Origin of the sequence: Microcoleus sp. N3A4 (assembly GCF_036701805.1) — a bacterium.
Taxonomy (GTDB): Bacteria; Cyanobacteriota; Cyanobacteriia; order Cyanobacteriales; family Microcoleaceae; genus Microcoleus.
Window position 1 is genome coordinate 12,717 of the sequence record NZ_JAUBRJ010000066.1, and the last position, 21,428, is coordinate 34,144.

17 protein-coding genes are annotated in these 21,428 nt (G+C 45.5%); 6 read left to right on the forward strand and 11 right to left on the reverse strand.

Annotation, left to right across the window (positions count from 1 at the left end; genetic code table 11):
* Window positions 1-510 precede the first annotated feature (510 nt).
* The 5 genes from QUA56_RS28260 to purE form a co-directional block, all read right to left on the reverse strand.
* Window positions 511-1,716 carry a 4-hydroxy-3-methylbut-2-enyl diphosphate reductase gene (locus tag QUA56_RS28260; RefSeq protein WP_333364774.1) on the reverse strand — a complete coding sequence of 402 codons (1,206 nt, stop codon included), beginning with the start codon at window positions 1,714-1,716 and terminating at the stop codon, window positions 511-513.
* Between the two features lie 337 nt (window positions 1,717-2,053).
* A complete protein-coding gene (locus QUA56_RS28265; protein ID WP_333364777.1) occupies window positions 2,054-3,475 on the reverse strand; it encodes an ammonium transporter in 1,422 nt (473 codons plus the stop codon).
* Between the two features lie 937 nt (window positions 3,476-4,412).
* Window positions 4,413-5,324, reverse strand: a complete 912-nt coding sequence (locus QUA56_RS28270) for an SGNH/GDSL hydrolase family protein (RefSeq protein WP_333364779.1) — start codon at window positions 5,322-5,324, stop codon at window positions 4,413-4,415.
* 458 nt (window positions 5,325-5,782) lie between these two features.
* Window positions 5,783-7,375: an ammonium transporter gene (locus QUA56_RS28275; RefSeq protein ID WP_333364782.1), complete on the reverse strand. Its 1,593-nt coding sequence runs from the start codon at window positions 7,373-7,375 to the stop codon at window positions 5,783-5,785.
* A gap of 83 nt (window positions 7,376-7,458) precedes the next feature.
* Window positions 7,459-7,980, reverse strand: coding sequence for a 5-(carboxyamino)imidazole ribonucleotide mutase (gene purE, locus QUA56_RS28280; protein WP_333364784.1), 522 nt, complete (start codon window positions 7,978-7,980; stop codon window positions 7,459-7,461).
* A gap of 234 nt (window positions 7,981-8,214) precedes the next feature.
* On the opposite strand from purE, the gene nagA reads away from it, so the two are divergent.
* On the forward strand, window positions 8,215-9,444 hold the full coding sequence (gene nagA, locus QUA56_RS28285) for an N-acetylglucosamine-6-phosphate deacetylase (RefSeq protein WP_333364787.1): 1,230 nt from the start codon (window positions 8,215-8,217) through the stop codon (window positions 9,442-9,444).
* 74 nt (window positions 9,445-9,518) lie between these two features.
* Here nagA and QUA56_RS28290 read toward each other — a convergent pair whose 3' ends face one another.
* Window positions 9,519-10,250, reverse strand: a complete 732-nt coding sequence (locus QUA56_RS28290; protein ID WP_333364790.1) for a DUF4058 family protein — start codon at window positions 10,248-10,250, stop codon at window positions 9,519-9,521.
* A gap of 318 nt (window positions 10,251-10,568) precedes the next feature.
* On the opposite strand from QUA56_RS28290, the gene bchM reads away from it, so the two are divergent.
* A complete protein-coding gene (gene bchM / locus QUA56_RS28295) occupies window positions 10,569-11,255 on the forward strand; it encodes a magnesium protoporphyrin IX methyltransferase (RefSeq protein ID WP_333364793.1) in 687 nt (228 codons plus the stop codon).
* A gap of 116 nt (window positions 11,256-11,371) precedes the next feature.
* On the opposite strand, the gene QUA56_RS28300 is transcribed toward bchM, so the two are convergent.
* Window positions 11,372-11,590, reverse strand: a complete 219-nt coding sequence (locus tag QUA56_RS28300) for a DUF6887 family protein (protein WP_333364796.1) — start codon at window positions 11,588-11,590, stop codon at window positions 11,372-11,374.
* A 2-nt stretch (window positions 11,591-11,592) separates the two neighbouring features.
* Window positions 11,593-11,742, reverse strand: coding sequence for a DUF6888 family protein (locus QUA56_RS28305; protein ID WP_333364799.1), 150 nt, complete (start codon window positions 11,740-11,742; stop codon window positions 11,593-11,595).
* Window positions 11,743-12,115: 373 nt separating this feature from the next.
* Here QUA56_RS28305 and QUA56_RS28310 point away from each other — a divergent pair, with 373 nt between their 5' ends.
* The 3 genes from QUA56_RS28310 to QUA56_RS28320 all read left to right on the forward strand — a co-directional run bounded on the left by QUA56_RS28310 (window position 12,116) and on the right by QUA56_RS28320 (window position 18,832).
* Window positions 12,116-12,439 (forward strand): hypothetical protein, encoded by a 324-nt coding sequence (locus tag QUA56_RS28310; RefSeq protein ID WP_333364801.1) that lies wholly within the window; start codon window positions 12,116-12,118, stop codon window positions 12,437-12,439.
* A complete protein-coding gene (locus QUA56_RS28315) occupies window positions 12,421-12,594 on the forward strand; it encodes a hypothetical protein (protein WP_333364804.1) in 174 nt (57 codons plus the stop codon). Before QUA56_RS28310 ends, QUA56_RS28315 begins: the two co-directional genes overlap by 19 nt.
* Before the next feature lie 313 nt (window positions 12,595-12,907).
* A complete protein-coding gene (locus QUA56_RS28320) occupies window positions 12,908-18,832 on the forward strand; it encodes a VWD domain-containing protein (RefSeq protein WP_333364807.1) in 5,925 nt (1,974 codons plus the stop codon).
* A gap of 81 nt (window positions 18,833-18,913) precedes the next feature.
* On the opposite strand, the gene QUA56_RS28325 is transcribed toward QUA56_RS28320, so the two are convergent.
* Window positions 18,914-19,366 (reverse strand): HNH endonuclease signature motif containing protein, encoded by a 453-nt coding sequence (locus QUA56_RS28325; RefSeq protein WP_333364810.1) that lies wholly within the window; start codon window positions 19,364-19,366, stop codon window positions 18,914-18,916.
* Window positions 19,357-19,602 carry a hypothetical protein gene (locus QUA56_RS28330; RefSeq protein ID WP_333364812.1) on the reverse strand — a complete coding sequence of 82 codons (246 nt, stop codon included), beginning with the start codon at window positions 19,600-19,602 and terminating at the stop codon, window positions 19,357-19,359. The genes QUA56_RS28325 and QUA56_RS28330 overlap by 10 nt, the downstream gene beginning before the upstream one ends.
* Before the next feature lie 155 nt (window positions 19,603-19,757).
* Here QUA56_RS28330 and QUA56_RS28335 point away from each other — a divergent pair, with 155 nt between their 5' ends.
* A complete protein-coding gene (locus tag QUA56_RS28335; RefSeq protein WP_333364814.1) occupies window positions 19,758-20,150 on the forward strand; it encodes a DUF423 domain-containing protein in 393 nt (130 codons plus the stop codon).
* A gap of 63 nt (window positions 20,151-20,213) precedes the next feature.
* Here the strand turns inward: QUA56_RS28335 and QUA56_RS28340 are convergent, their stop codons facing one another.
* Complete coding sequence (locus QUA56_RS28340) at window positions 20,214-21,308, reverse strand: hypothetical protein (protein ID WP_333364817.1); 1,095 nt, start codon at window positions 21,306-21,308, stop codon at window positions 20,214-20,216.
* Window positions 21,309-21,428 lie beyond the last annotated feature (120 nt).

Genomic DNA, 21,428 nt, shown 5'->3' on the forward strand with positions numbered 1-21,428 from the left:
TGGGAACTCTCACAAGAGTCTAAGATTTTGGAATCTCCACGACGATTCTCGGGGCTTCCGTTTTTGGGCGGGGTCAAATCGATTTTAGATTTTAGATTTTAGATTTTAGATTTTAGATTTACGATTTACTTGCAGCTTTGAATCTGGGAACTCTCACAAGAGTCTAAGATTTTGGAATCTCCACGACGATTTTCGGGGCTTCCGTTTTTGGGCGGGGTCAAGTCGATTTGAGATTTTAGATTTTAGATTTTAGATTTACTTGCAGCTTTGAATCTGGGAACTCTAACAAGAGTCTAAGATTTTGGAATCTCCACGACGATTTTCGGGGCTTCCGTTTTTGGGCGGGGTCAAAGCGTATAAATTTAAGACTAAAATCTGCGATCGATCTCGTTTGTAGCCCAGTATCGATCCCCATCGCATCCCCCGTCGGAGGGACTTTGAGAGCGCTCCAGTCCCTGATTTTTTAAGGAGGGTGCCAGGGAGATCGATCGCCCTTCAACAAACAAATAATTACACAACAGCAGCCGCTTTCATCGCAAAAATTCGATCGATCGCATCCTCAACAACCTTATCAGGCGTCGAAGCACCCGAAGTCACGCCCACCACAATTTTACCCTCCGGCAACCAACCCTCAGCTACGACCAAATCTCCCCCTAAAGGCTTGTGCTCGATCCGATTTCCCGGTAAAATACGCTCCGCACAATCAATGTGATAAGAAGGAATAGTTTTGTCGGTCGCAATCTCCTGCAAGTGCGTAGTATTAGAAGAATTAAAACCCCCAATAACCAGCATCAAATCCAACTTTTCCTCAACCAAACTCAACATAGCATCTTGCCGTTCCTGAGTCGCATCGCAGATAGTATTAAAACTCAGAAAATGTTCGTTCAAATTTTCCGGCCCGAACTTCCGCATCATCGTCTTTTCAAACAACTTGCCAATGTTCTCAGTCTCTGTTTTGAGCATAGTAGTTTGGTTGGCAATTCCCACCATTTCCAAATCCACATCCGGGTCAAAACCAGCAGAATAAGCCTTGCTAAATTTAGCAAGAAACTCTTCGCGGTCGCCCCCGTGCAAGATATAATTGCTAACATATTCAGCTTCGTGCAAATTCAGCACAATCAAATACTTATCAGCAAAAGAACTCGTCGCCACAGTTTCCTCATGCTTGTATTGACCGTGAATAATCGAAGTATAATCCCTCTTTTTGTGCTTTTCAACTGTATTCCAAACCTTAGAAACCCAAGGACAAGTAGTATCAACAATCTTGCAGCCCTTATCATTAAGTAACTGCATTTCTTGTACGCTAGCCCCAAAAGCAGGTAAAATTACCACATCGCCACGATCGACAACCGAAAAATCTTTCTGCCCCTTCTCAACAGCAATAAAACCAACCTCCATATCGCGCAAATGCTGATTTACAGACGGATTGTGAATAATCTCATTAGTAATCCAAATCCGTTCTGACGGGAAATGTTGGCGAGTTTCGTAAGCAATAGCTACAGCGCGTTCCACCCCCCAGCAAAAGCCAAAAGCCTGAGCCAGCCGGATCGTGACTGCGCCGCGTTCCAGTCTGTAATTATTGTCGCGAATTTGCTGGATCAGACTGCTTTGATAAGCCGTCTGCATCACGCCAGCTACCTCAGCTTCGTGTCCGAAACCCTTGCGGTGGTAGTTTTCAGACTGTTGGAGCGATCGTTTAAAAGCTTTAGTATCCATGAGGTATCGAGTTGAAATCTAGGTGAATTACCTTTGATTTTAGAATGCCTGGGGTGCGATCGGGATTATTGGCTCAGTGGCGAACAGGGGATATGCTATTTATACGATCGACACATTGAATTGAGAGGAAAGAAGGAATGAACCGCGAAGACGCGAATGACACGAAGAAAGAAAAAAGAAGAAAGAAAAACTTGAGCGAACACTCCTTTTAACCCTTCTTCCTCTTCCTTCTTCGCGCTCTTCGCGCCTTCGCGGTTCGTTAAAACACCTCAAAAAAAAGCGTAGAGACCCACATACCTGCGTCTCTACACGATCGAACTTATTCAGAAAATCAGCTTCAAACCTTCTTCGGCGCAAAAGGAGAACCCGATTCAAACGAACTGAAACCGCCGGCAAAATCCTCACCGTAAGCTTCTTCCCCGTGCAAGCCGATATCCAAACCTTGGTCTTCAGCAGATGACGGCACTCGCAGTTCCATAAACTGCGCTAAAATTTTCAGGATCACAAAAGTGCCGACAGCGGCAAACACGTAAGTAGCTAGAACGCCTACAAACTGGGTCACGATTAGCCCCGGATTCCCGGCAAACAGCCCGTCATTTCCGGCAGCGTTCACCGCTTTAGTGGCAAACACGCCAGTCAGAATCGCGCCCACAGTTCCGCCGACGCCGTGAACCGGGTATGTATCCAAAGAGTCGTCAAATCCCAGCTTAGCCCGCCAACTAACGGCGAAGAAGCAGCAAACTGAAGTGATCGATCCGATCAAAAGCGCCCCGACTGGAAGCACGAATCCAGCCGCAGGTGTGATGCCCACCAATCCGGCTAGGAAACCGCTAGCAATTCCTACTGCTGTGGGTTTGCCTTTGAGCACCCATTCCACAATTGTCCAAGTTAAACCGCCGGCTGCTGTAGAAATCATCGTGGTGACAAAAGCCACTGCTGCTAAAGAACCAGAGCCCAAAGCACTACCGCCGTTGAAGCCAAACCAGCCGAACCACAGCAGCCCAATTCCCAACAACACGTAGGGCACGTTGTGGGGGGTGTGGGGCTTGTTTAAGTGGTCTTTGCGGGGCCCGATTACCCAAGCTGCGACTACCGCAGAAACGCCGGAACTGATGTGTACAACTGTGCCGCCGGCAAAGTCGAGAGCTCCCATCGCCCCCAGCCAGCCTCTACCCCAAACCCAGTGGGCTAAAGGAGAGTAGATGAAGGTAGACCACAGCAGCACGAACCAGAAATAGGTTTTAAATGTTACCCGTTCGACGATCGCCCCGGAAATCAGTGCCGGAGTGATGATGGCGAACATCATCTGATACACCATGAAGACTTGGTGGGGTATTGTCGGTGCGTAGCCGATCGGATCGGGTGTGTCCGCCGTGACGTTGTTCAAGAACATCCAGTCCAAGCCGCCGATGAAGGTTTCGATCCCTGTGCCAAATTCAGGTGCCTTGATGGACACATCAAAGGCCAAACTGTAGCCCCACAGCGTCCAGGTGACGCCGATCAGTCCCATCATGACTAAGCTCATCATCATGGTGTTGAGGACGTTGCGCGATCGCACCAGTCCCCCGTAGAAAAACGCCAGCCCCGGTGTCATCAGTAATACCAGTGCTGAGGAGACCAACATCCAGGCCGTATCGCCGGTGTCGATCGGATTCGGCGCCACCGCGGCAGCAGCTTCTTGAGCTAAGGCATTGTCCGTCAGCGGCCCGCTTAACAGCCACAGCGCGATGATGCCGATCGTTAAACTTTTTTTGAGCACGTTACTTTTACCTTCTAATACTCAGCAATTTTCAGGGAAGACGAGCCGATTTTAGATGCGAGGATTTTAGATGCAATAGTTATTTGGTTTTAAGTCGCTGTTTTGGTGGAACAAATCTTCAATAGATAATTCCCAAATCCTCAACCCCCGACTTCGTATAGCCGGACTCATCTAAATTCGTCAACTATCAATCTAATACTCCATGCCTTTTGGATTGCACCATTTGTACAAACAATTATTCTGTATCAGAATATACTAAATACCCCTGTATCATATTTCTTAATCTATCGACGGCTACTTGACATAACCCTTGAGAGCAGAGTAACCGGTGTTGGGAGAGAGGGAGAGAGGGAGAGAGGGAGAGAGGGAGAGGGGGAGAGGGAGAGAGAGGGAGAGAGAGGGAGAGAGAGGGAGAGAGAGGGAGAGAGGGAGAGAGGGAGAATTCGAGACAGAGTTGGGGCATCGGTAACAAGTTAAGCTAAGAAAGCATTTGTCAATCAGCAATTATGCTCAACATTTACTCGGATTTTGGGCCCAAAACTGAGATTTGGGCGATCGTGCGATCGTGCCGAGGGTGATATTTATACCTACTCCCTCTCAAATCGTGAATTTTCCACTCCTAAAACAGCAGTTTTTTTGAGTAATATTACTGATTGACAAATGCAATTAAGTCTTAACTTGTCACCAATGGAGTTGGGGAGAGTTGGGGAGAATATGACTTCATCCTTCATCCTTCTAACTAATGACTAAGCTGTTGAACATTTAAAACAGATTGTATGGTGCCGGGCGTCCGAAGTGTTTCCCGTTTAAGCGGAGCGTGTTGGCGGATGACGCACCCGGAAGACCCTAGTTAGTGGTTTAAATGCACAACAGCTTAATGACTAATGACTGATGACTAATGACCAATGACTAATGACCAATGACTAATGACTAATGACTAATTTTTCAACTGGATCTGACCGAACAATTGCAGGGCCGATCGCCAAACCAGATAACCTCGATCGTTCAGGTGCAAGCCGTCTGTGCTGAGTTCGGTTGACAAATTGCCGTCAGCATCTGCAAACAGCGGTTGCAAATCCAGATACAAAACATTTTCGGAACTAGCAATTTCTTTCAGCCGCCGATTTATTGCCCGAATCCGACTGTTAGGAATCGCCAACAGCCGATCGCGATTTTCCCAAGTAGCTTGTTCCCCGCTGTGCGGCAAAATTGACTGCACCACCACTTGTGCTTTGGGATGAGCCCACCGCAAATCGCGAATAATCTGCCGCTGGTTGTCCAAAATCCCTTCGTCGCTGGCCCCCCGCAACAAATCGTTAATCCCGATCATCACAAACACCGTATCGGGCACAGTTCGATCGAACAACTGCAACCGCTTCAACAAACCCACGGAAGTCTCCCCCGAAATCCCTTGATTCAGCCAAATTTGATCGGGCGGTAACAGCTTCGTCGGAAACCACATACTCAGAGAATCCCCAGCCAAAACACTCAGTTTTGGGGGTCGATTCGCCGCCGTCGCCTCAGCTTCGCGGCCCAACTGCGTCACCCACTGCTGGTAAGTCCATTTGTGTCGCTGTCCCGGAACGGGCACGTCTAGCAATGCCTTTGCAGAGTTTGTCGCCGGCTGGCGAATTAGTTCCTCAGCGCTTTCTGCTGTCACCGCAGCACTCGCAGGAGAGCTTTCTGTTAAGTTGTGTCCCCGCAGCAATTGAGCGACTGTCAATATCAGTACCCCGTTCGTTACCAGAGATAGCAAAGCCCAAACCGGAACACTTTTCGATCGGCTAACTTCCATCCCTAACAGGGATTTATGAGTTCTACTTCTGTTAACTCCTCCAAACTTCTCCATAAACTCAAGCGATTTGCAGTCACCACACCGAATAATTGGCACTCATTGCTGCATCAAATTTTACCGCTCACTTTTCGCCTCAATTCTTGTAAGAATCAAGCACTGTGCTGTGTTGGGCGCGACGGCGATGCAGAACTTTGCTTTTTCGCACTACTCTACCATAAAAAATCTGCCTACCAAACTTTCTTGCACAGAAATCGGATTTGTCAAAGCAGCAATTGACAAAAATTTCCCTAATACTGCCGTGGACGCAGAAACCCGGTTTCTTAAAGTAATTGCGTGATTTTAGCAAGAGACTGAGAAGGATAAACCGGGTTTTTGAGGGTCGCGAGTGCGTCCGGGACTGCATCAGCAGGCAAATATTTTAGATTGTGGTTTTTCTAAATAAAGGCGTGAATTAGCTGACAAATCGCTAATTTAAGGCACGAAAGCTGAAGCAGGTCGATCGAGCGCACGGTCTACAGTTTAGCAGTCCTCCCCCCAGAACCGCCGCCGTAGCCGCCCTCAATTCTGTTGTCCAAGCTAGTTTCCTTCACAAACCCGGTGTAAGCTTCCATCCCGTGTTCGCCGATATCCAAACCTTCAGCCTCCTCTGAAGCAGAAACGCGGATACCCAGCAAAGCTTTGAGTGCAGCCCAAAAAATCGTACTCAGCAGCACGGTCATCCCGCCTACAGAGATAACGCCGACCAACTGCGCCCAGAGTTGGCCGAAACCTCCGCCCACGAGCAATCCGGCTGCCGGGCCTGCGGTATAAATTCCAGTTGTAGGGCCGTCAGCAAACAACCCAACTGCCAGAGTTCCCCAGATGCCGCAGACTAAGTGAACTGAAGTTGCGCCTACAGGGTCGTCAATTTTTAAGTTGTCAAAGAAAGTTACGGCAAAAACTACCAGAATGCCGGCGATCGTGCCGATAATGGCAGAGTTGGGCACGTTAACCCAAGCGCAGCTAGCTGTTACCCCGACTAAGCCGGCGAGGATGCCGTTGATAATCATCGAAAGGTCGGGTTTGCCAAGGTACAGCCAAGCAGTAATGGTTGCAGCAACTCCCCCGAAGGCACCCGCAGTGTTGGTGGTGATCGCAATGTGGGCGATCGCATTTGAATCGACTGCCATTGTCGAACCGGGATTAAACCCGAACCAACCCAACCACAGAATCAAACAGCCTAGGGTGGCAATGCTCATATTGTGTCCCGGCATCGCCACAGTATCGCCGTCGCGGTACTTGCCGATCCGCGGCCCCAAAAATGCCGCTCCCATCAAAGCAGCCCAACCGCCTACCGAGTGAACCACTGTCGAACCTGCAAAATCGTAGAAACCGGCTTTTGCCAGCCAGCCGCCGCCCCAAATCCAGTGTCCGGTAATTGGGTAAGCAATTCCTACTAGCAGCAAGCAGAAAATTAAGAAGTCAATGAATTTAACTCGCTCTGCAACTGCTCCAGAAACGATCGTGGCAGCAGTTCCCGCAAAAACTAATTGGAAAAAGAATTTAGCGTTGAGGGGGACTCCCGTCCAGTTTAATGCGCTGAAAATGCCTTGATAAGCGTCTCCTGTGGCGGGGCTGTTGTCAGCTACGTTCCACAGAAAAAATCCGCCGCTGCTGCCGATAAAACCGTTGCCGTCGCTGAACATTAAGGCAAAGCCGATCGCCCAAAATGCGATCGTAGAAAGCGCAAAAACAATCAAGTTTTTGGACAGCACGTTGACTGCATTTTTTTGGCGGCAAAAACCGGTTTCCAACATACCGAAACCGGCGTTCATAAAGAACACTAGCATCCCCGCCACCATCACCCACATGGTATCCATGCCCACCTTAAGGCTTGCTAATTGTTCCTCGGTGGTTGGCGCGGCAGGGGTTTGGGCTACCGCGGCATATCCCCACACCAAGACGGTGATTGCAGCTAAAGGTATGCAGGCTTGCCAACTTGGAGTGAGGCGGGCGATCGCCCGTGGTAACTTCTTCAACCTTTTGACTTTCGTAAAAAATTTAGCGGATGGGAAATTTAAAGCATCCCGCCTGACTTGTTTCGACTTTTTCTTTCCGACACTCATTTTAATCACTTTCACCCTCTTTACGGCTAGTAAGCTCAGCAATATTCGGAAAACTTTCCAAGTTTACTACAAAAGTTTAGAGGTTATTGGTTCAGATTGAGATACTTTTGATAGCCTAGCTCTTCTAGCTGAGTTTGTTTTTTCATTACTGATTCGGACAAAGTTTTGCGGTAATCCAAGACTCGCTCTAGCAATTCTGGCTGGTAAACTGCTAATATTTGAACTGCCAGCAAGCCAGCATTTTTAGCATTGCCGATCGCCACTGTCGCTACGGGTATCCCGGCTGGCATTTGCACGATCGAGTACAGCGAATCTACCCCTTGCAGGTGGCGGCTCGGTACCGGCACGCCAATTACTGGCAAGGGCGTTAAAGATGCTACCATACCCGGGAGGTGCGCCGCTCCCCCGGCACCTGCGATAATGACTTTCAAGCCCCGTTGGTGCGCGGTTTGGGCGTATTCCACCATGCGATCCGGCGTGCGGTGCGCCGAGACGATCGCCACGGAGCAAGGTATATTGAATTCTTCGCAAACTGCGATCGCATCTTTCATGGTTGGCAAATCCGAATCGCTACCCATGATAATTCCAACTGTCGCTTGATTCATAAAATTTTCAGATTTGAGATTTCAGATAAATGCTAATTTTAAATGATTGCGTTAACTCAAATTTAGATATTTTGTACCAAAACTGACCCTTAAAAGCAATTTTGCCACAAGCCCCCGTCTGAGCAGCCCTGGAGCCAGCAAAAAGCAAAAAGCTCCCCCTCCTCATCGCCAGCCACCGGATTTATCCGTAGCAAATATTAAATCTAAAATCTAAAATCTAAAATCTAAAATCGGATGACTGAAGCCACAACCCCAACTGCCGCCCTCACAGATATTCTCAATGCTCGCCTCCCCGGTTGCAAAGATTTGCAGATGCTTGCTATTGACGAAACGGGCATCATTCAAGAAGTTTACCCGATGGACAAAGTATTTAAACGAATTTCTCCTCCCGATTTGCAAGTGCTTGATGTTGCAGGCGATTGGCTTTCTCTGGGCGGTGTTGACTTGCAGATTAACGGGGCTCTCGGTTTTGCTTTTCCAGATTTAGAAAATAAGCATATTGAAGTTTTACCGAAAATTTGTCAATTTTTATGGTATCAAGGAGTCGATGCTTTTTTGCCGACTTTGGTAACAACTTCGCTCGATAAATTTGGGCGATCGCTCTCGACGATAGCTGATTATATCCGCACTGCAAAAACTACCGCTCCCGCAACCAATAAACCCAAAACAGCGGAAATTCTGGGCGTTCACCTCGAAGGCCCTTTTCTGAACGCCCAGAAGCGAGGAGCTCACCCAGTTGAGTTTTTACTACCGCTAACTATAGAAAATGTCAAGCAAGTTTTAGGAGATTGTGCCGATATTGTCAAAATAATTACTTTAGCGCCGGAGTTAGACAGCACTGGCGAAGTCATTCCCTATTTGCAAAGTTTGGGAATTGCCGTCAGTCTCGGACACTCCCAAGCGACGGCTGAGCAAGCGCAGCAAGCGTTTGCTCGGGGAGCTTCAATGGTAACTCACGCTTTTAATGCGATGCCGAGTTTGCACCACCGAGAACCGGGTTTGTTGGGAGCGGCGATCGTTTCTCCGGGCGTAAAATGCGGTTTAATTGCTGACGGCAAGCACGTTTCTCCGACAATGATTGATTTTTTGTTGCGCGCTGGCAGGTATGAAAAAGGCGTTTTTTTAGTGAGCGATGCTTTGGCTCCTTTGGGTTTGCCTGACGGTGTTTATCCTTGGGATTCCCGACAAATTGAAGTCAGAAAAGGTACGGCTTGGGTAAGATTAGATTACCACTCGCCCCTGGAATCTGCTACTTTGGCAGGTACAACTCTGCCGCTGTTGGCGGGAGTGCAGAATTTGGTGGAGTGGGGGATTTGCGATGCCGAAAGTGCGATCGCCCTGGCAACTGAATCTCCGAGAATGGCGATCGGACTTTCGGGAATTATTGGCAAATCGGCAACTCAATTGTTGCGCTGGAATTTAAACGCGCAGACAAAAGAATTGACTTGGCATCGGTTGTTTTAAGTGGTTCCATTTAGTTTCCATGCCATTAGTTTCTCGCGCAGTAGAGTTCGTATTGAGAACGAAGAGTCCTGATGCTAAGCGCTGCTAACAGCAATTCGGTGTTCTCGGCAAGTTCGATCGTAAATATTATTTAATTCCACAGCCAAGCAAATCTCGCCCCGCAGCCACAGCGGTAAAGCAGGAAGCGCGCAGCCCACAGCCAGTTTTTCCTGCCAAATATCGAGGCATTGGTTGCCGTCTCGCTCGATCGGTCGATAAGCTGTAGCATAGAGGTCAGCGTTGAAGGGCGAAGCACTTGCTTCCGCCAGACGGGCTAACAATTCATTATGAAGATTTGCCTTCCTTCCTGTCACAACATCAACTATTACCAACCCAATTCCCTGGCGCAAATACGTCTCGCACTTAGAAACAAAAGCACCGCGATGAGTAGAACGATCTTTGTTGGCAGGACTTACTAATTCAATTGCACCGGCTAATACCGGGCCCGCTTCAGTGTTAAAAATACTGACTTGCACGGTTTCCGCCACAGTTAGAAAAGGCACGCTTTGGGCTGGGGGTGACATCCAATTGTTTGGGAAATCTATTGGCAAACGAATTACCGTCTCTGGACAATCAAACTCCGGTAGAGGTTCCTCAAAAGCTGCTACATCAATTTCAATCCCAAACTGCACGTTGGGCTCGGCAAAATAATTTGCGGGTAATTTGGCATTCAAATCGGATGCAATGTAAGTCGCCCACGCATTGTGAAAGGCGTGCCAGTGACGGCGCACCGACAGCGGCGGGCGGAAATGATCTTGTAGCACCATATTTTTAAAAGTTAGGGCTGATTAAAATTATCGATCGAATGGCGATCGGCTGCAACTCGGTTGTTATTCAATTAGTTTCTCAATTCGGGATTGTTCGAGTTGCGATCGCCCGTATCAATCAATCTAACTCAATTTAATTGGGTGGGGAGTGTCAATAGATTTTAGATTTTAGATTTTAGATTTTAGATTGAAAATTGAAGAACTGACCCCACTGATAAATCCGGGGGCCCCGGACTAAATTACTTTCGGTCAACAATAACTGCCGCTGCGGCTTTATAATATTTAACCGTTGGCAATAACTTAGCAGCAGGCAGATCGATGAATTTGGTAGACGACAAAACTATAGTTAGACAGTATTTTAACTCGACGGGATTCGATCGCTGGCAGCGAATTTACGGCGACGGCAAAGTCAATAAAGTGCAGCTAGACATCCGCACCGGACACCAGAAAACGGTGGATACAGTGCTCGGCTGGCTGCAAGCTGACGGCAATTTGCGCGGGCTTTCTGTCTGCGATGCCGGCTGCGGTGTGGGATCTCTGAGCATTCCTCTGGCTGAGGCTGGGGCAATTGTTTGTGCCAGCGATATCTCTGAAAAGATGGTAGCAGAAGCCTACGATCGAGCTACAGCCGTTCCCGGCAAGCTCTACAACATCTCCTTCGCCGCCCAAGATTTGGAAGCTTTAACGGGCAAATTTCACACGGTGATTTGTTTGGACGTATTGATCCACTATCCTCAAAATAAGGCTGCGGAAATGATCGCACACCTAAGTTCGATCGCTCAATCGCGACTAATTCTCAGTTTTGCCCCAAAAACTTTAGCACTCACCGCCCTCAAAAAATTTGGCGAACTTTTCCCCGGCCCGAGCAAAACTACCCGCGCTTACCAGCACCGCGAAGCAGATATTATCAAAATCCTAGAAACCAACGGCTTTGTTGTTAACAGAACAGCCATGAATAGCACTAGCTTTTACTATTCTCGCTTGCTGGAAGCTGTGCGGAAATAGGGTAAAATATCTGCAAATTCTGAGGCCAGTTTACATCATTTTTTGGCGGTTTGGGGCGGGTTTATACAATTTGTTGATGCGTGTCAAAGATTTAGGTGAATCCGCCCTAACTACATCTAAGCTGATTCTTGGTGGCCCGGATCGCGGCGGAGTTTTTCTATAAACTCTGGATAATTTTCCATATCCTCTAAAGATTTTGCGGGTGGATGCGTTACCCGGTTCCCTTCAGCATTGATTTTATCAACATAGGCATAGAATGCCTCATTATCATCTCGATGAGCGAGTACATAAGTGCGTAACTCTTTCTTGCTCATTTCATTGAAGTTGGGTTTCATATTTACTCAATCCATTCTCCGTCGGGTTTAATTTCCATTTCGATTTCTTCACCAACCAAGATGAACACATTTCCTGTCCGCTCATCTGTACGGACTAAGTTAACACTACGATACAATTTTGTTGCCCAGCAAAAAGAACGAAGGTTGGCCATATCTGTGCTGTTGTGGGAATATCTTGCGCTCTTCAAACTAACCACTTTTCATTTTACACTTTCTCAGCTTCTGGGGTGATGGCTGGGCTGGGGCGGGTTTATAGAATACGGGTTAAAAAGTTATCCAATAATTGAATTTTTGCAAACACCATTTTGAAGATCGGAAGTATGGAGTTTCTGTCAGATGGGATGGGTGCGGATTGTTGGGATGTAAACACTGCTAATTGTCACGGGCGCCCCAGTTGTGCTTCACTATTTGCGGCTTTGGGAGCGATCGTGTAAATGATTGTTACAAAAGCTGGAACTATGCGTAAAAACATAGGGCTATTTCCGCAATCTATATAGAGGCTGAAATTTAGGGGGGTAAAAAGCTATGAGGTTTTTGTCAGAGGATGCTGGAGGCGATCGGACTGACAAAGCAGGCGACATCAACAGCAAAGCTAAGTTAAATCAGAAGGTGGAAACAGATATGTCATCAGCGCCAGAAAGCAAAGAGAATCCGATTAATAAGGTTTTGAATCAAGTTGAGAAGATTTTGTGTGAAACTTGGGCAGAAACAGGGTTTGGACAGGTGATTATTGAGAGTGAGAGGAGAGAAAAGGGTAAAGGTAATATTCAAGTGACTGTGAAAGGTTCTACTTTTTATCGGCATCACATTTCTGAGGAAGATGTTCGGGAGTGGAATTCAAAGGAATAGGTGGGATGGGTTGGGTGGGGGCGGGTTTTTATAATTTGATGATGGGTGTCAAAGATTTAGGCGAACCCACCCCTACAGGTCTGGTAAAATATTCCTATAAATTTGTAGGGGCGGGTTCACCGATCGATTCTGTCACCCACAGATCGTCTTTTTAAACCCGCCCCCACCCCACCATGAAACTTACTAAAAAAAGATAACTGGAGTATTGACAGGTTAAATTAAATCGTGTAGATTATTTTTACGTCGGGTAAAGTACCCGCAATGATATACTCTGTACAGCCTCGATGATGGGCGACAGCATCATTGTTTAAACAATTGAATATTAGGTAACAACCTAGCTTGAGATATGAGGGTTCAATCCCCACGGGGCTGGTGAAAGGGCAAGCGCGATCGCTTCGATCGCATTTGTCACTTTCCCGGCCTTTTGTATTTTTTGGCAACACTTAGCTTTTTTGAGGAGATCGGATTATGAAATGGCTAACAGATGATGAGTTTTTCGGTACTGAATTGGTAGAATCGGGCGATTTGCGAATGGGAAGTGCGGAGGCGAAGCCAGCCGTAGGCATCGCACAGAATTTCCTCAGCAGTTTGGCGACAACTCCAGATTTTCTGACTAAGATCCAGGTAGCATTCGGCAATAGCTTTGATGTTGAGAAAGCTGTCAAGTTAGCATCAGCTTGGGCACAGGGAGATTTTAGCAATTTTCCAGAGATTGAGATTCGTTCCGAAGCAGAGATTAATGGTGCTTTGGGTGCGTTTGCGGCTGCGACAGGGAAGATTTATCTGTCGCGGGAATTCCTTGCCAAAAATGCGGGGAATGTTACGGCTGTTGCGGGTGTTTTGCTGGAAGAGTTTGGGCATTTTGTTGATTCGCAGATTAATAGTGTAGATGCGATCGGGGATGAGGGGGAGATTTTTTCGGATTTAGTTCAAGGTAAGGCGTTGAGTCAGGGGGAATTGGCGGCGTTGAAGGGTGAGGATGATTCGGCGGTGGTTGTTTTAGATGGGGAATTGAGGGCGATCGAGCAGAAAATTCAGTCAGACAGTCTTAACTTCTTTAGTGGGGAGGTTAGCTGGACTGATATATCTAATAATAATACCCCTACCCCTCTATTTGAGAAAAAATTTCCAGAAGAACCAATCACAACAGACTTTCTTGGGGGTAAATTTGAGTTTAAGCCTGCTAATATTAAGTTGGATATTTTCGCTAATTGGGGTAATTATGGCAAAACCGAGTTTTCATATCCTGTAAATGTTAATGTAGAGATACCAAATAACCTTGCTCCTGGTGAAGAGTACACATTAAAAGGTAATACTCAAGTCACATCACCATCATTTAACGACATTGAAAAAGGAACAGAAGCATTTAAGTTACCAAACGCAGGTTTAAACTTCAATGTGAGTTTAGAGCAAGCTCAGTTTACAACTGAACCGAACTTGAAAAATCCTTTGACTGGAGAACCATTATCACTGGCAGGAGTAAAATTTTCAGAGTTTCAAGCTGAATCTAAAATAGATATTGTTTCTATCTTAGCAAACCAGGTGAATTTAGACCTGTTCGGTGGAGGTGCAAAGATAACAGCTAATCGACCTGAAATTAACTCTCTCAAAACCGAAATATTAAATAATGGTCAACTACCAGTTATTACAGGTACAGGAAGGACAGAAAAAAACATATTGAATTTAGGTCTTGATCTAGATCAACTTTTGTTTACAGATAGGTTGCCGCAATATGTAGCATTAAAAGCTCTTATTAAAGAACTCAATAAAACCTCTCCAGTTGATGTTGAACTCGAAGGCTTGAAAGTAGTTATAAAAAGTCCAAGTGGTGAGTTAAAACGAGTAAAAGATGCGGAAAAAAATGCAAACAAAGAACTAGAAGAAGTAGAAAAACAATTACAAGCTGCTCGAGAACGAACATTAAATGGTGAAAACGAATTAAGAACGGCACAGGCTAAAGTACAACAAATAGAAGCCGCATTCCAAGCAGGACAAGCTGTACAGGCTGAATTAGATTCATCCAGAAGGCAGGCAGAATTTAGAATCCAGAAACTAGATGAATTAAGGCAACAGGAAAAACAGGTAGGAGATAAACTAGCAAGTGAAAAATTACTCCAAGAAACATACAAGCAAAAAGTTCAAGATGCTCAAAAAAATCTTGAAAACAAACCAAGAGTTGATTTTAATGCTGAACTCAATATTCTCGATCTGACAGCAAATATTGGCTTGGCATTGGAACAAGAATTCAAATTTGAGCCTGATAAAGTTATTGGTCTCGATTTATCTTTAGATGATGAATCAGTAAAAAATGGAGGTTCGGTAACGTTAAAACAAAATGAACCGAATTTAGATTTAGATTTAGAAGAGGGAATAGAAGATGAACCAACTTTAGATTTAGAAGAGGTAACTAAAACAACATTAGGAGATTTCACAATTAAAGCACCATCTCAAGGCTGCGGAATCATGAAATTAACAGCTATATATGAACTTTCTGGCACTGCCAAAAACAATATTAATTCCGTATTGCAGGGCGATTTCATTGGTAAAGGTCTTGAAGTCAGTGGAAGTGCAAACTTATTAGGAATAGGAAAGGGAGCAAATCTTGGTCAATTTTCATTAGGTCCATTTATACCAGAGGTAAGAATTCCATCTGAGGGTCTAGCAAGTCAACCATTTATCACCTTAATTGGAAGTGAACCAAGTCCTATTCCTTTTGTACCTATCATCAAGACTATTAAGACATCTGAATTTAAGGGGATAGAACAAGATGATGAGAATCCAAGTGGGAATAAAAATCTCAAGGTTGAAGTCGAGTACGAAATACCCTACAACTTACCCGTCTCAGTCTCAGATGCGAGTGTAACTGAGGGGGATAGCGGTACTAAAGATTTAGTATTTCCAGTAACACTACGTGATACACCAAAGGAGGCAGTAACGCTATCATATAGCTGGCCTAAAGGTAGTGGATCAGTCACAATTGCAGCAGGTCAAACCAGTGGAGAAATTAAAATTCCTGTTACTGGAGATGAAACAGTAGAGACAGATGAAACCTTCACGCTTACAGTCAAAGACCAAAATGGTAAACTCTTTGCTGACTGTAAAGACACAGACTCCGCTGAAGCAACAGGCACTATCATTGATGATGACAGCCCCGATCCCAAGCCAGAAAATCGAGGTAGTACATGGGGCGAACCTCACTTAGTAACCATTGACGGACTCAGTTATGACTTCCAAACCGCAGGTGAATTCATGCTACTGAAGTCGGAAAGTGGAGACTTAGAAGTTCAAACCCGACAAGAACCTTTCAGAAATGAACCCGTCTCTATCAACACAGCGATCGCAACAAAAATTGATGGACAGCGGATAACAATTTTCCGCAAACCGGAACAACAAACGCCTAATACACCAAATCCAGAGGTTTTCATCAATGACCAACCTACTCAAATTGCTGATAATAGCTACCTGAGTGTTGGTCAAGGTCGTATTTATCACCAAGGAGATCAATACACCATTGTTTATCCAAGTGGCGATCAAATTGACATTGATACCCAGGCTAGTTTCAAAGGAATAAACTACCTAGATATCAATATCTATTTAACGAAAGAACGAGAAGGCAAAATTACGGGTCTGTTTGGCAATAACAACAATAAACAAGAAGATGACATTGCTCTGCGGGACGGAACAATTCTCCAGTCTCCTGTTTCCCGTAACGATCTGTATGGCAAATATGCTGATAGTTGGCGAATCAAACAAGAGGAATCTCTCTTTCACTATGAACCCGGTCAAAGCACTAACACCTTTACTAATCGAAAATTCCCTCTTAACCCCATTACTATTGAGGACTTACAAGCCAAAGACCCACAAAAATTTGAGGAAGCAAGACAGAAAGTTCTCGCTGCGGGAATTACAGATGAAAACCTGATTAACGCTGCCATTCTTGACTTTTTACTCACGGGAGACGAGTCTTTTATTGAAAGTGCTAAAAACGCACGAACCACGAATGGATCTTTAGCATTTGCCTCCCCATTCACCGCCAACAGCGACTTTACCACCACCACCGTCAACACAGCCACAAAAATAGATATCCTAGCCAACGATACCACCGCCAAAGACCCCCTCTCCATCAAAGAATTCAACACAAAATCCGTTGCCGGAGGCATCATCACCCTCGACAACAACAACACCCCAGACGATCAAAGCGACGACAAACTCAGCTACACCCCACCCCCAGACTTCACCGGCACCGATAAATTTAACTACCTCCTAACAGACGGCAAACAAATACAAGCCGCCACCGTTAATGTCAACATAAATAGCCTCAAACTTGACGACCTTTCCGGCAATAATGGCTTCGTCCTCAACGGCACAGAAGCAGGTAACTTCTCAGGAGTTGCTGTCAGCAAAACCGGAGATATCAACGGCGACAAAATTGACGATATCATTGTCGGATCGTTCGGTGCCGACCCCAATAACGTCAACGCCGCAGGCAAAAGTCAAGTCATCTTTGGCAATCAAAAATTTCCCGCCAGCGTCAATCTTTCCCAACTCAACGGACAAAATGGTTTCACTCTCAACGGCACCGATGCCGAAGGTTTCAGCGGCGGATCGGTCAGCAGTGCAGGGGATATCAACGGTGACGGCATCAAAGACTTTATTATTGGTGCCTTCGGTGCCACTGTCAACGGTCAAAATAATGCCGGAAAAACTTACATTGTCTTCGGCACAAACAAAGGATTTCCTGCTAACTTCAACCTGGCTAATTTGAACGGAAATAATGGTTTTGCCGTCACAGGAACCAACACCTTTGACTACGCCGGCCTCTTTGCCACAGGTATTAGCGATATTAATGGCGATCGCATTGACGACATACTCATCAGCGCACCCGGCCCCCTCGGCGGCACGCCAGGTAAAAGCTACGTCATCTACGGCCGCACCACAGGTTTTTCTCCTAACTTAAACCTAGCTGAAATTAACAACAATAACGGCTTTGTTATTAACGGCATCGACGGCAATTCTAGCGGTACTGCCAGCAGCGGCGATATCAACGGCGATGGCATCCCCGATCTCGTAATTGGTGCAGATGGCGGTACTACCAACGGCGGCATTAATGCAGGCAAAACTTACGTTATCTTCGGTCAGCAAGGCGGATTTACTGGCAGCATTAACGTCCCAGAATTAAATGGAACTACCGGATTTGTCATCGCCGGTCTCACTCCCGAAGAACGTTCTGGAATCGCTCTCACCGCCACAGGAGATATCAACGGTGACGGCAATAAAGACATCGTAATTGGTGCTCCCGGTGCGACAGTTGGTAACCAAATTAACGCAGGCAAAACCTCTGTGATTTTTGGCAAAAAAGAAGCATTTCCTGTCATTGTTAATCCGGCTGAATTGAACGGCACCAATGGTTTTACAATCTTCGGTTTCGATGCCGAAGGCTCAGCCGGAAACGCCGTTAGCTACGCGGGAGATATCAACAAAGATGGCTTTGACGACTTATTAATAGGAGCCTCCAGCGCCAACTCTGACGATAAAAACAATGCAGGCAAAACATTTGTTGTTTTTGGAAGTAAGGAATTTCCAGCTAATTTCAGCTTAGCAGAAGCTAACGGTAAGAATGCCTTAGTTTTAAATGGAGTAGAAACCGATGGTTTAGTTGGTACTGCTGTCAGCGGTGGCGGAGATATTAACGGCGATGGCATCGACGATATAATTGTTGGCGCACCCGGCAGTTTATTTGAAGATTCTCCCGGCAAAAGTTATGCGGTTTTTGGTAGCCGAGGTTTCGGTTTGACTAACCCAAATAATGGTTTGGAAGGCACGGTTCAAGATGATATTATCAATGGAACCCAGGAAGATGATACTATTTCCGGCCGTCAAGGAAATGATAAAATCTTTGGCAATGTAGGTCAAGATGTGTTATCAGGAAATCTCAATGATGACTACTTAGATGGTGAGAAAGGGCAAGATATCCTCATCGGTGGAGATGGAAATGATAGCCTTTTTGGTGGACTTGGTAATGACGTGCTTAAAGGTGATAGTGGTAACGATATTCTCACCGGAGTTGACATCAATGCTATTAACCCCGGAATTGAGGAAATTGACACTTTAACTGGTGGAAGTGGTAGCGATATTTTCGTCTTGGGAGATGTCAATAACACTTACTACGATAATCTCGATAGTGACTACGCGCTAATTACTGACTTTAATGCTAGTGAAGATAGTATTCAATTGCAGGGTGAAGCAGATGATTACCTGCTAGTTCCTTTCTCGCAAGTTAATCAAACTGGTACTGCAATTTACCGCAAAAGTGGGACTCAAAATGAATTAATTAGCATTCTCCAAGGAGGTGCAAATTTGAGCTTGAGTGGTAGCTATTTCAGGTTTAGCTGAGAATTATGAGGCTGTTGAAGCCATGTTACATCATCAACGGTAAAAAAGAGCGATCGCCTTTCTGGATGGGAAGGGCGATCGCTATTCTTTAAGGCGAGGATCGTTAGAAGGAGGATGCCACCCTGCTCTAATCCATAAACGACGAGCTCTGATAATCGCTCTTTCATTATGATATCGATCGTTAAGGTCTAATCGATCGCACGTCGCCCTACCTGTTGGAGTAATACCCATTATTTCTAAACCATCCGCAGACCAGATAAAATGATCGAACCATTGCTGTTGACGGGGATTAAATAAAGTTACTTCCTGTTCGGTTTTTGGGTCAGTACCAGTAACAAAGTTATAGCGATTATTATTACAGCGATGACAAGCTAAAGCTAAGTTTTCGAGTTCATCGCTACCACCAATCGATCGAGGTAAAATATGGTCGATCGTAAATAGAGTAGAACTACTTTCTTCCGCAGAATGGCAATATTCACAAAGAAAACTAGCTCTACTTCTTACTAAATTTCGAGTAGCACGGTTTATGGACATGAGGCTGCTATAACTTTAGCGTTAATTAAGGTAAAAATCCGATCCAGTTCTAATAAACTTGCTAGTTCTACAACCTCTTCTGAAGTTAAAAGATTAGCCTTTTTCCTCTCTGCCAGTTCTTCTAATCTAGCTTGCAGATTTTCCGTAAATTTGAATAAGTAAAGATTTCTGACTTTCTGAATCGAAATATCACTATCAATCCAGTATGAAGGTTGTACCATAAATTCAGCTATCATGGTGATTTAATTGCTCAATTACTACATGGATAGTCTGAATTTTATCATAAAAACGATCGCCCTTTCATCCATCCACATTGATCGGTGGGAAAAAAAGAGCGATTGCTTTATCGACCCGCCCTCACCCAACCGTAAAATTCAATTATCATTAAATTATGTCATCACTAATCTTAACCCGAATCTTCCTCACAGCCGCAGCCCTCTTCGGAGGTTTATCCGTTGCAGGCGGTGCTTTTGCCTCCCACGCTTTGAAAAGTCAATTGACCGATCGAGCTTTAGCAATTTTTGAGACCGGCGCCCGATATCAAATGTACCATGCCCTGGCTCTATTACTTGTCGCTTTACTCTTGAGCCGCGCCCAAGAGTCTCAAACCTTTTTTGCAGTCGCTGGATGGGCTTTTATTGCCGGCACGATCGTCTTTTCCGGCAGTTTGTACGCCCTGAGTTTGACTGACATCAAATGGCTGGGTGCCATTACCCCGCTGGGAGGAGTTGCTTTTATTGTCGGTTGGGGATGTTTGACAGTTGCAGCTTGGAGTTTCAAATAGAGATTGGCAATTACCAATGCCCAATGCCCCATTCCCCATGCCCCATTACCAATTACCAATTACCTAATTATCAAAGACATCGCTGGAAAACATCTCTGTCAAAGTACGCAAGTAAGGTAAAAATACCGTTAAATCTTCATCAGGAAGCCGATCGGATATTTCCCAAAACAAAATCAGCAGCATATCCTGCACTAACTCCCAACTTACATTAAGTTTGGGGTACAACATCACGCAAATTGGAAACAATTCTTGCTGTACCGGGCGAATGCTACCTTCCAAAACGCACCAGCACAAATAGCTTTGAAAAATCTCGACATCCCGGATACCAGAAATTTTTACCTCCCGATCGCTCAAATAACCGCTGCTGCTGCGGTATCCTTGATGCTGGGAACTAGCCCGATCGTACACTGCACTAGCAATCTGAGTCGTATGCTGCAACAAATGCTGAACAGCTAATAGAGCTCTTGAATTCGGGGGCTGATTCGCCGCAGCCTGGTTAATCTCTCCGTAGGGAATGTGCAGGTAGTCCTCTATAACTTTTAAGTATGGTGTAAATTCCGATCGCTCTAACTCCGAAAGACATCCTAACAAGATTTTGCTAGTGTATTGAAACTCCACCGCCACAAATCCCAGCACTAACGGATCGGTCTGTGAGTATTTCCGCCTCACTTGGATAATATCTTTTCCTACCAGCACTGACAAGCGGAAAACAGGTTCTCTATCCCCATAAGCGTCTATTGCTTTCCGATATAAGGTGCGAGTGTCGGCGGCAATTTCTAAAGGATTAATTAAGCTTCGATCGATCGCGTGTCGCTCTATTTGTTCCCCTAAAACAGCTTCTACTCTACTCCAACCTATCTCGCTGGCTAATTTCAGGGTATGTTTCAATTTGTCAACCATTTTGGCTCGATTTCCCTCAAAATTAGTCAACTTTGGGCTTTGGGGAATTTGTCGCGGGGCTTGGTTTTCTCGTGCCGCCACGGTACTGTAATATTTTTTTGCCCAGCTAACTGCAAAGGAAGAAACGCTGACACTTTTAGCCTCTGGGAGTTTGTGAGTATCCGAGTCGGTAATATCCTGTGACGCAAGACTGTCGCCCTGTTGAATTTCGTCTGCTGCTGGTAAAGACTTTGAAGATACTTGTGAAATATCCGTCATGAAAAACCTCGTTTTTTTAGAAAATCGCACTCGATCAGTTCTCCTAATTTTTAATGTTGTTAACTACAATTTTCTGCATTTGTACGCTGACAGTCATCCGCCATTGTGCTTAAAACTAAA

Coding starts and splice junctions, on each gene's coding strand:
- QUA56_RS28260 (WP_333364774.1), bottom strand. CDS start 1,716: ATGGATACTAAAGCTTTTAAACGATCGCTCCAACAGTCTGAAAACTAC.
- QUA56_RS28270 (WP_333364779.1), bottom strand. CDS start 5,324: ATGGAGAAGTTTGGAGGAGTTAACAGAAGTAGAACTCATAAATCCCTG.
- QUA56_RS28275 (WP_333364782.1), bottom strand. CDS start 7,375: ATGAGTGTCGGAAAGAAAAAGTCGAAACAAGTCAGGCGGGATGCTTTA.
- purE (WP_333364784.1), bottom strand. CDS start 7,980: ATGAATCAAGCGACAGTTGGAATTATCATGGGTAGCGATTCGGATTTG.
- nagA (WP_333364787.1), top strand. CDS start 8,215: ATGACTGAAGCCACAACCCCAACTGCCGCCCTCACAGATATTCTCAAT.
- QUA56_RS28290 (WP_333364790.1), bottom strand. CDS start 10,250: ATGGTGCTACAAGATCATTTCCGCCCGCCGCTGTCGGTGCGCCGTCAC.
- bchM (WP_333364793.1), top strand. CDS start 10,569: ATGAATTTGGTAGACGACAAAACTATAGTTAGACAGTATTTTAACTCG.
- QUA56_RS28300 (WP_333364796.1), bottom strand. CDS start 11,590: ATGAAACCCAACTTCAATGAAATGAGCAAGAAAGAGTTACGCACTTAT.
- QUA56_RS28305 (WP_333364799.1), bottom strand. CDS start 11,742: ATGGCCAACCTTCGTTCTTTTTGCTGGGCAACAAAATTGTATCGTAGT.
- QUA56_RS28310 (WP_333364801.1), top strand. CDS start 12,116: ATGAGGTTTTTGTCAGAGGATGCTGGAGGCGATCGGACTGACAAAGCA.
- QUA56_RS28320 (WP_333364807.1), top strand. CDS start 12,908: ATGAAATGGCTAACAGATGATGAGTTTTTCGGTACTGAATTGGTAGAA.
- QUA56_RS28325 (WP_333364810.1), bottom strand. CDS start 19,366: ATGTCCATAAACCGTGCTACTCGAAATTTAGTAAGAAGTAGAGCTAGT.
- QUA56_RS28330 (WP_333364812.1), bottom strand. CDS start 19,602: ATGATAGCTGAATTTATGGTACAACCTTCATACTGGATTGATAGTGAT.
- QUA56_RS28335 (WP_333364814.1), top strand. CDS start 19,758: ATGTCATCACTAATCTTAACCCGAATCTTCCTCACAGCCGCAGCCCTC.
- QUA56_RS28340 (WP_333364817.1), bottom strand. CDS start 21,308: ATGACGGATATTTCACAAGTATCTTCAAAGTCTTTACCAGCAGCAGAC.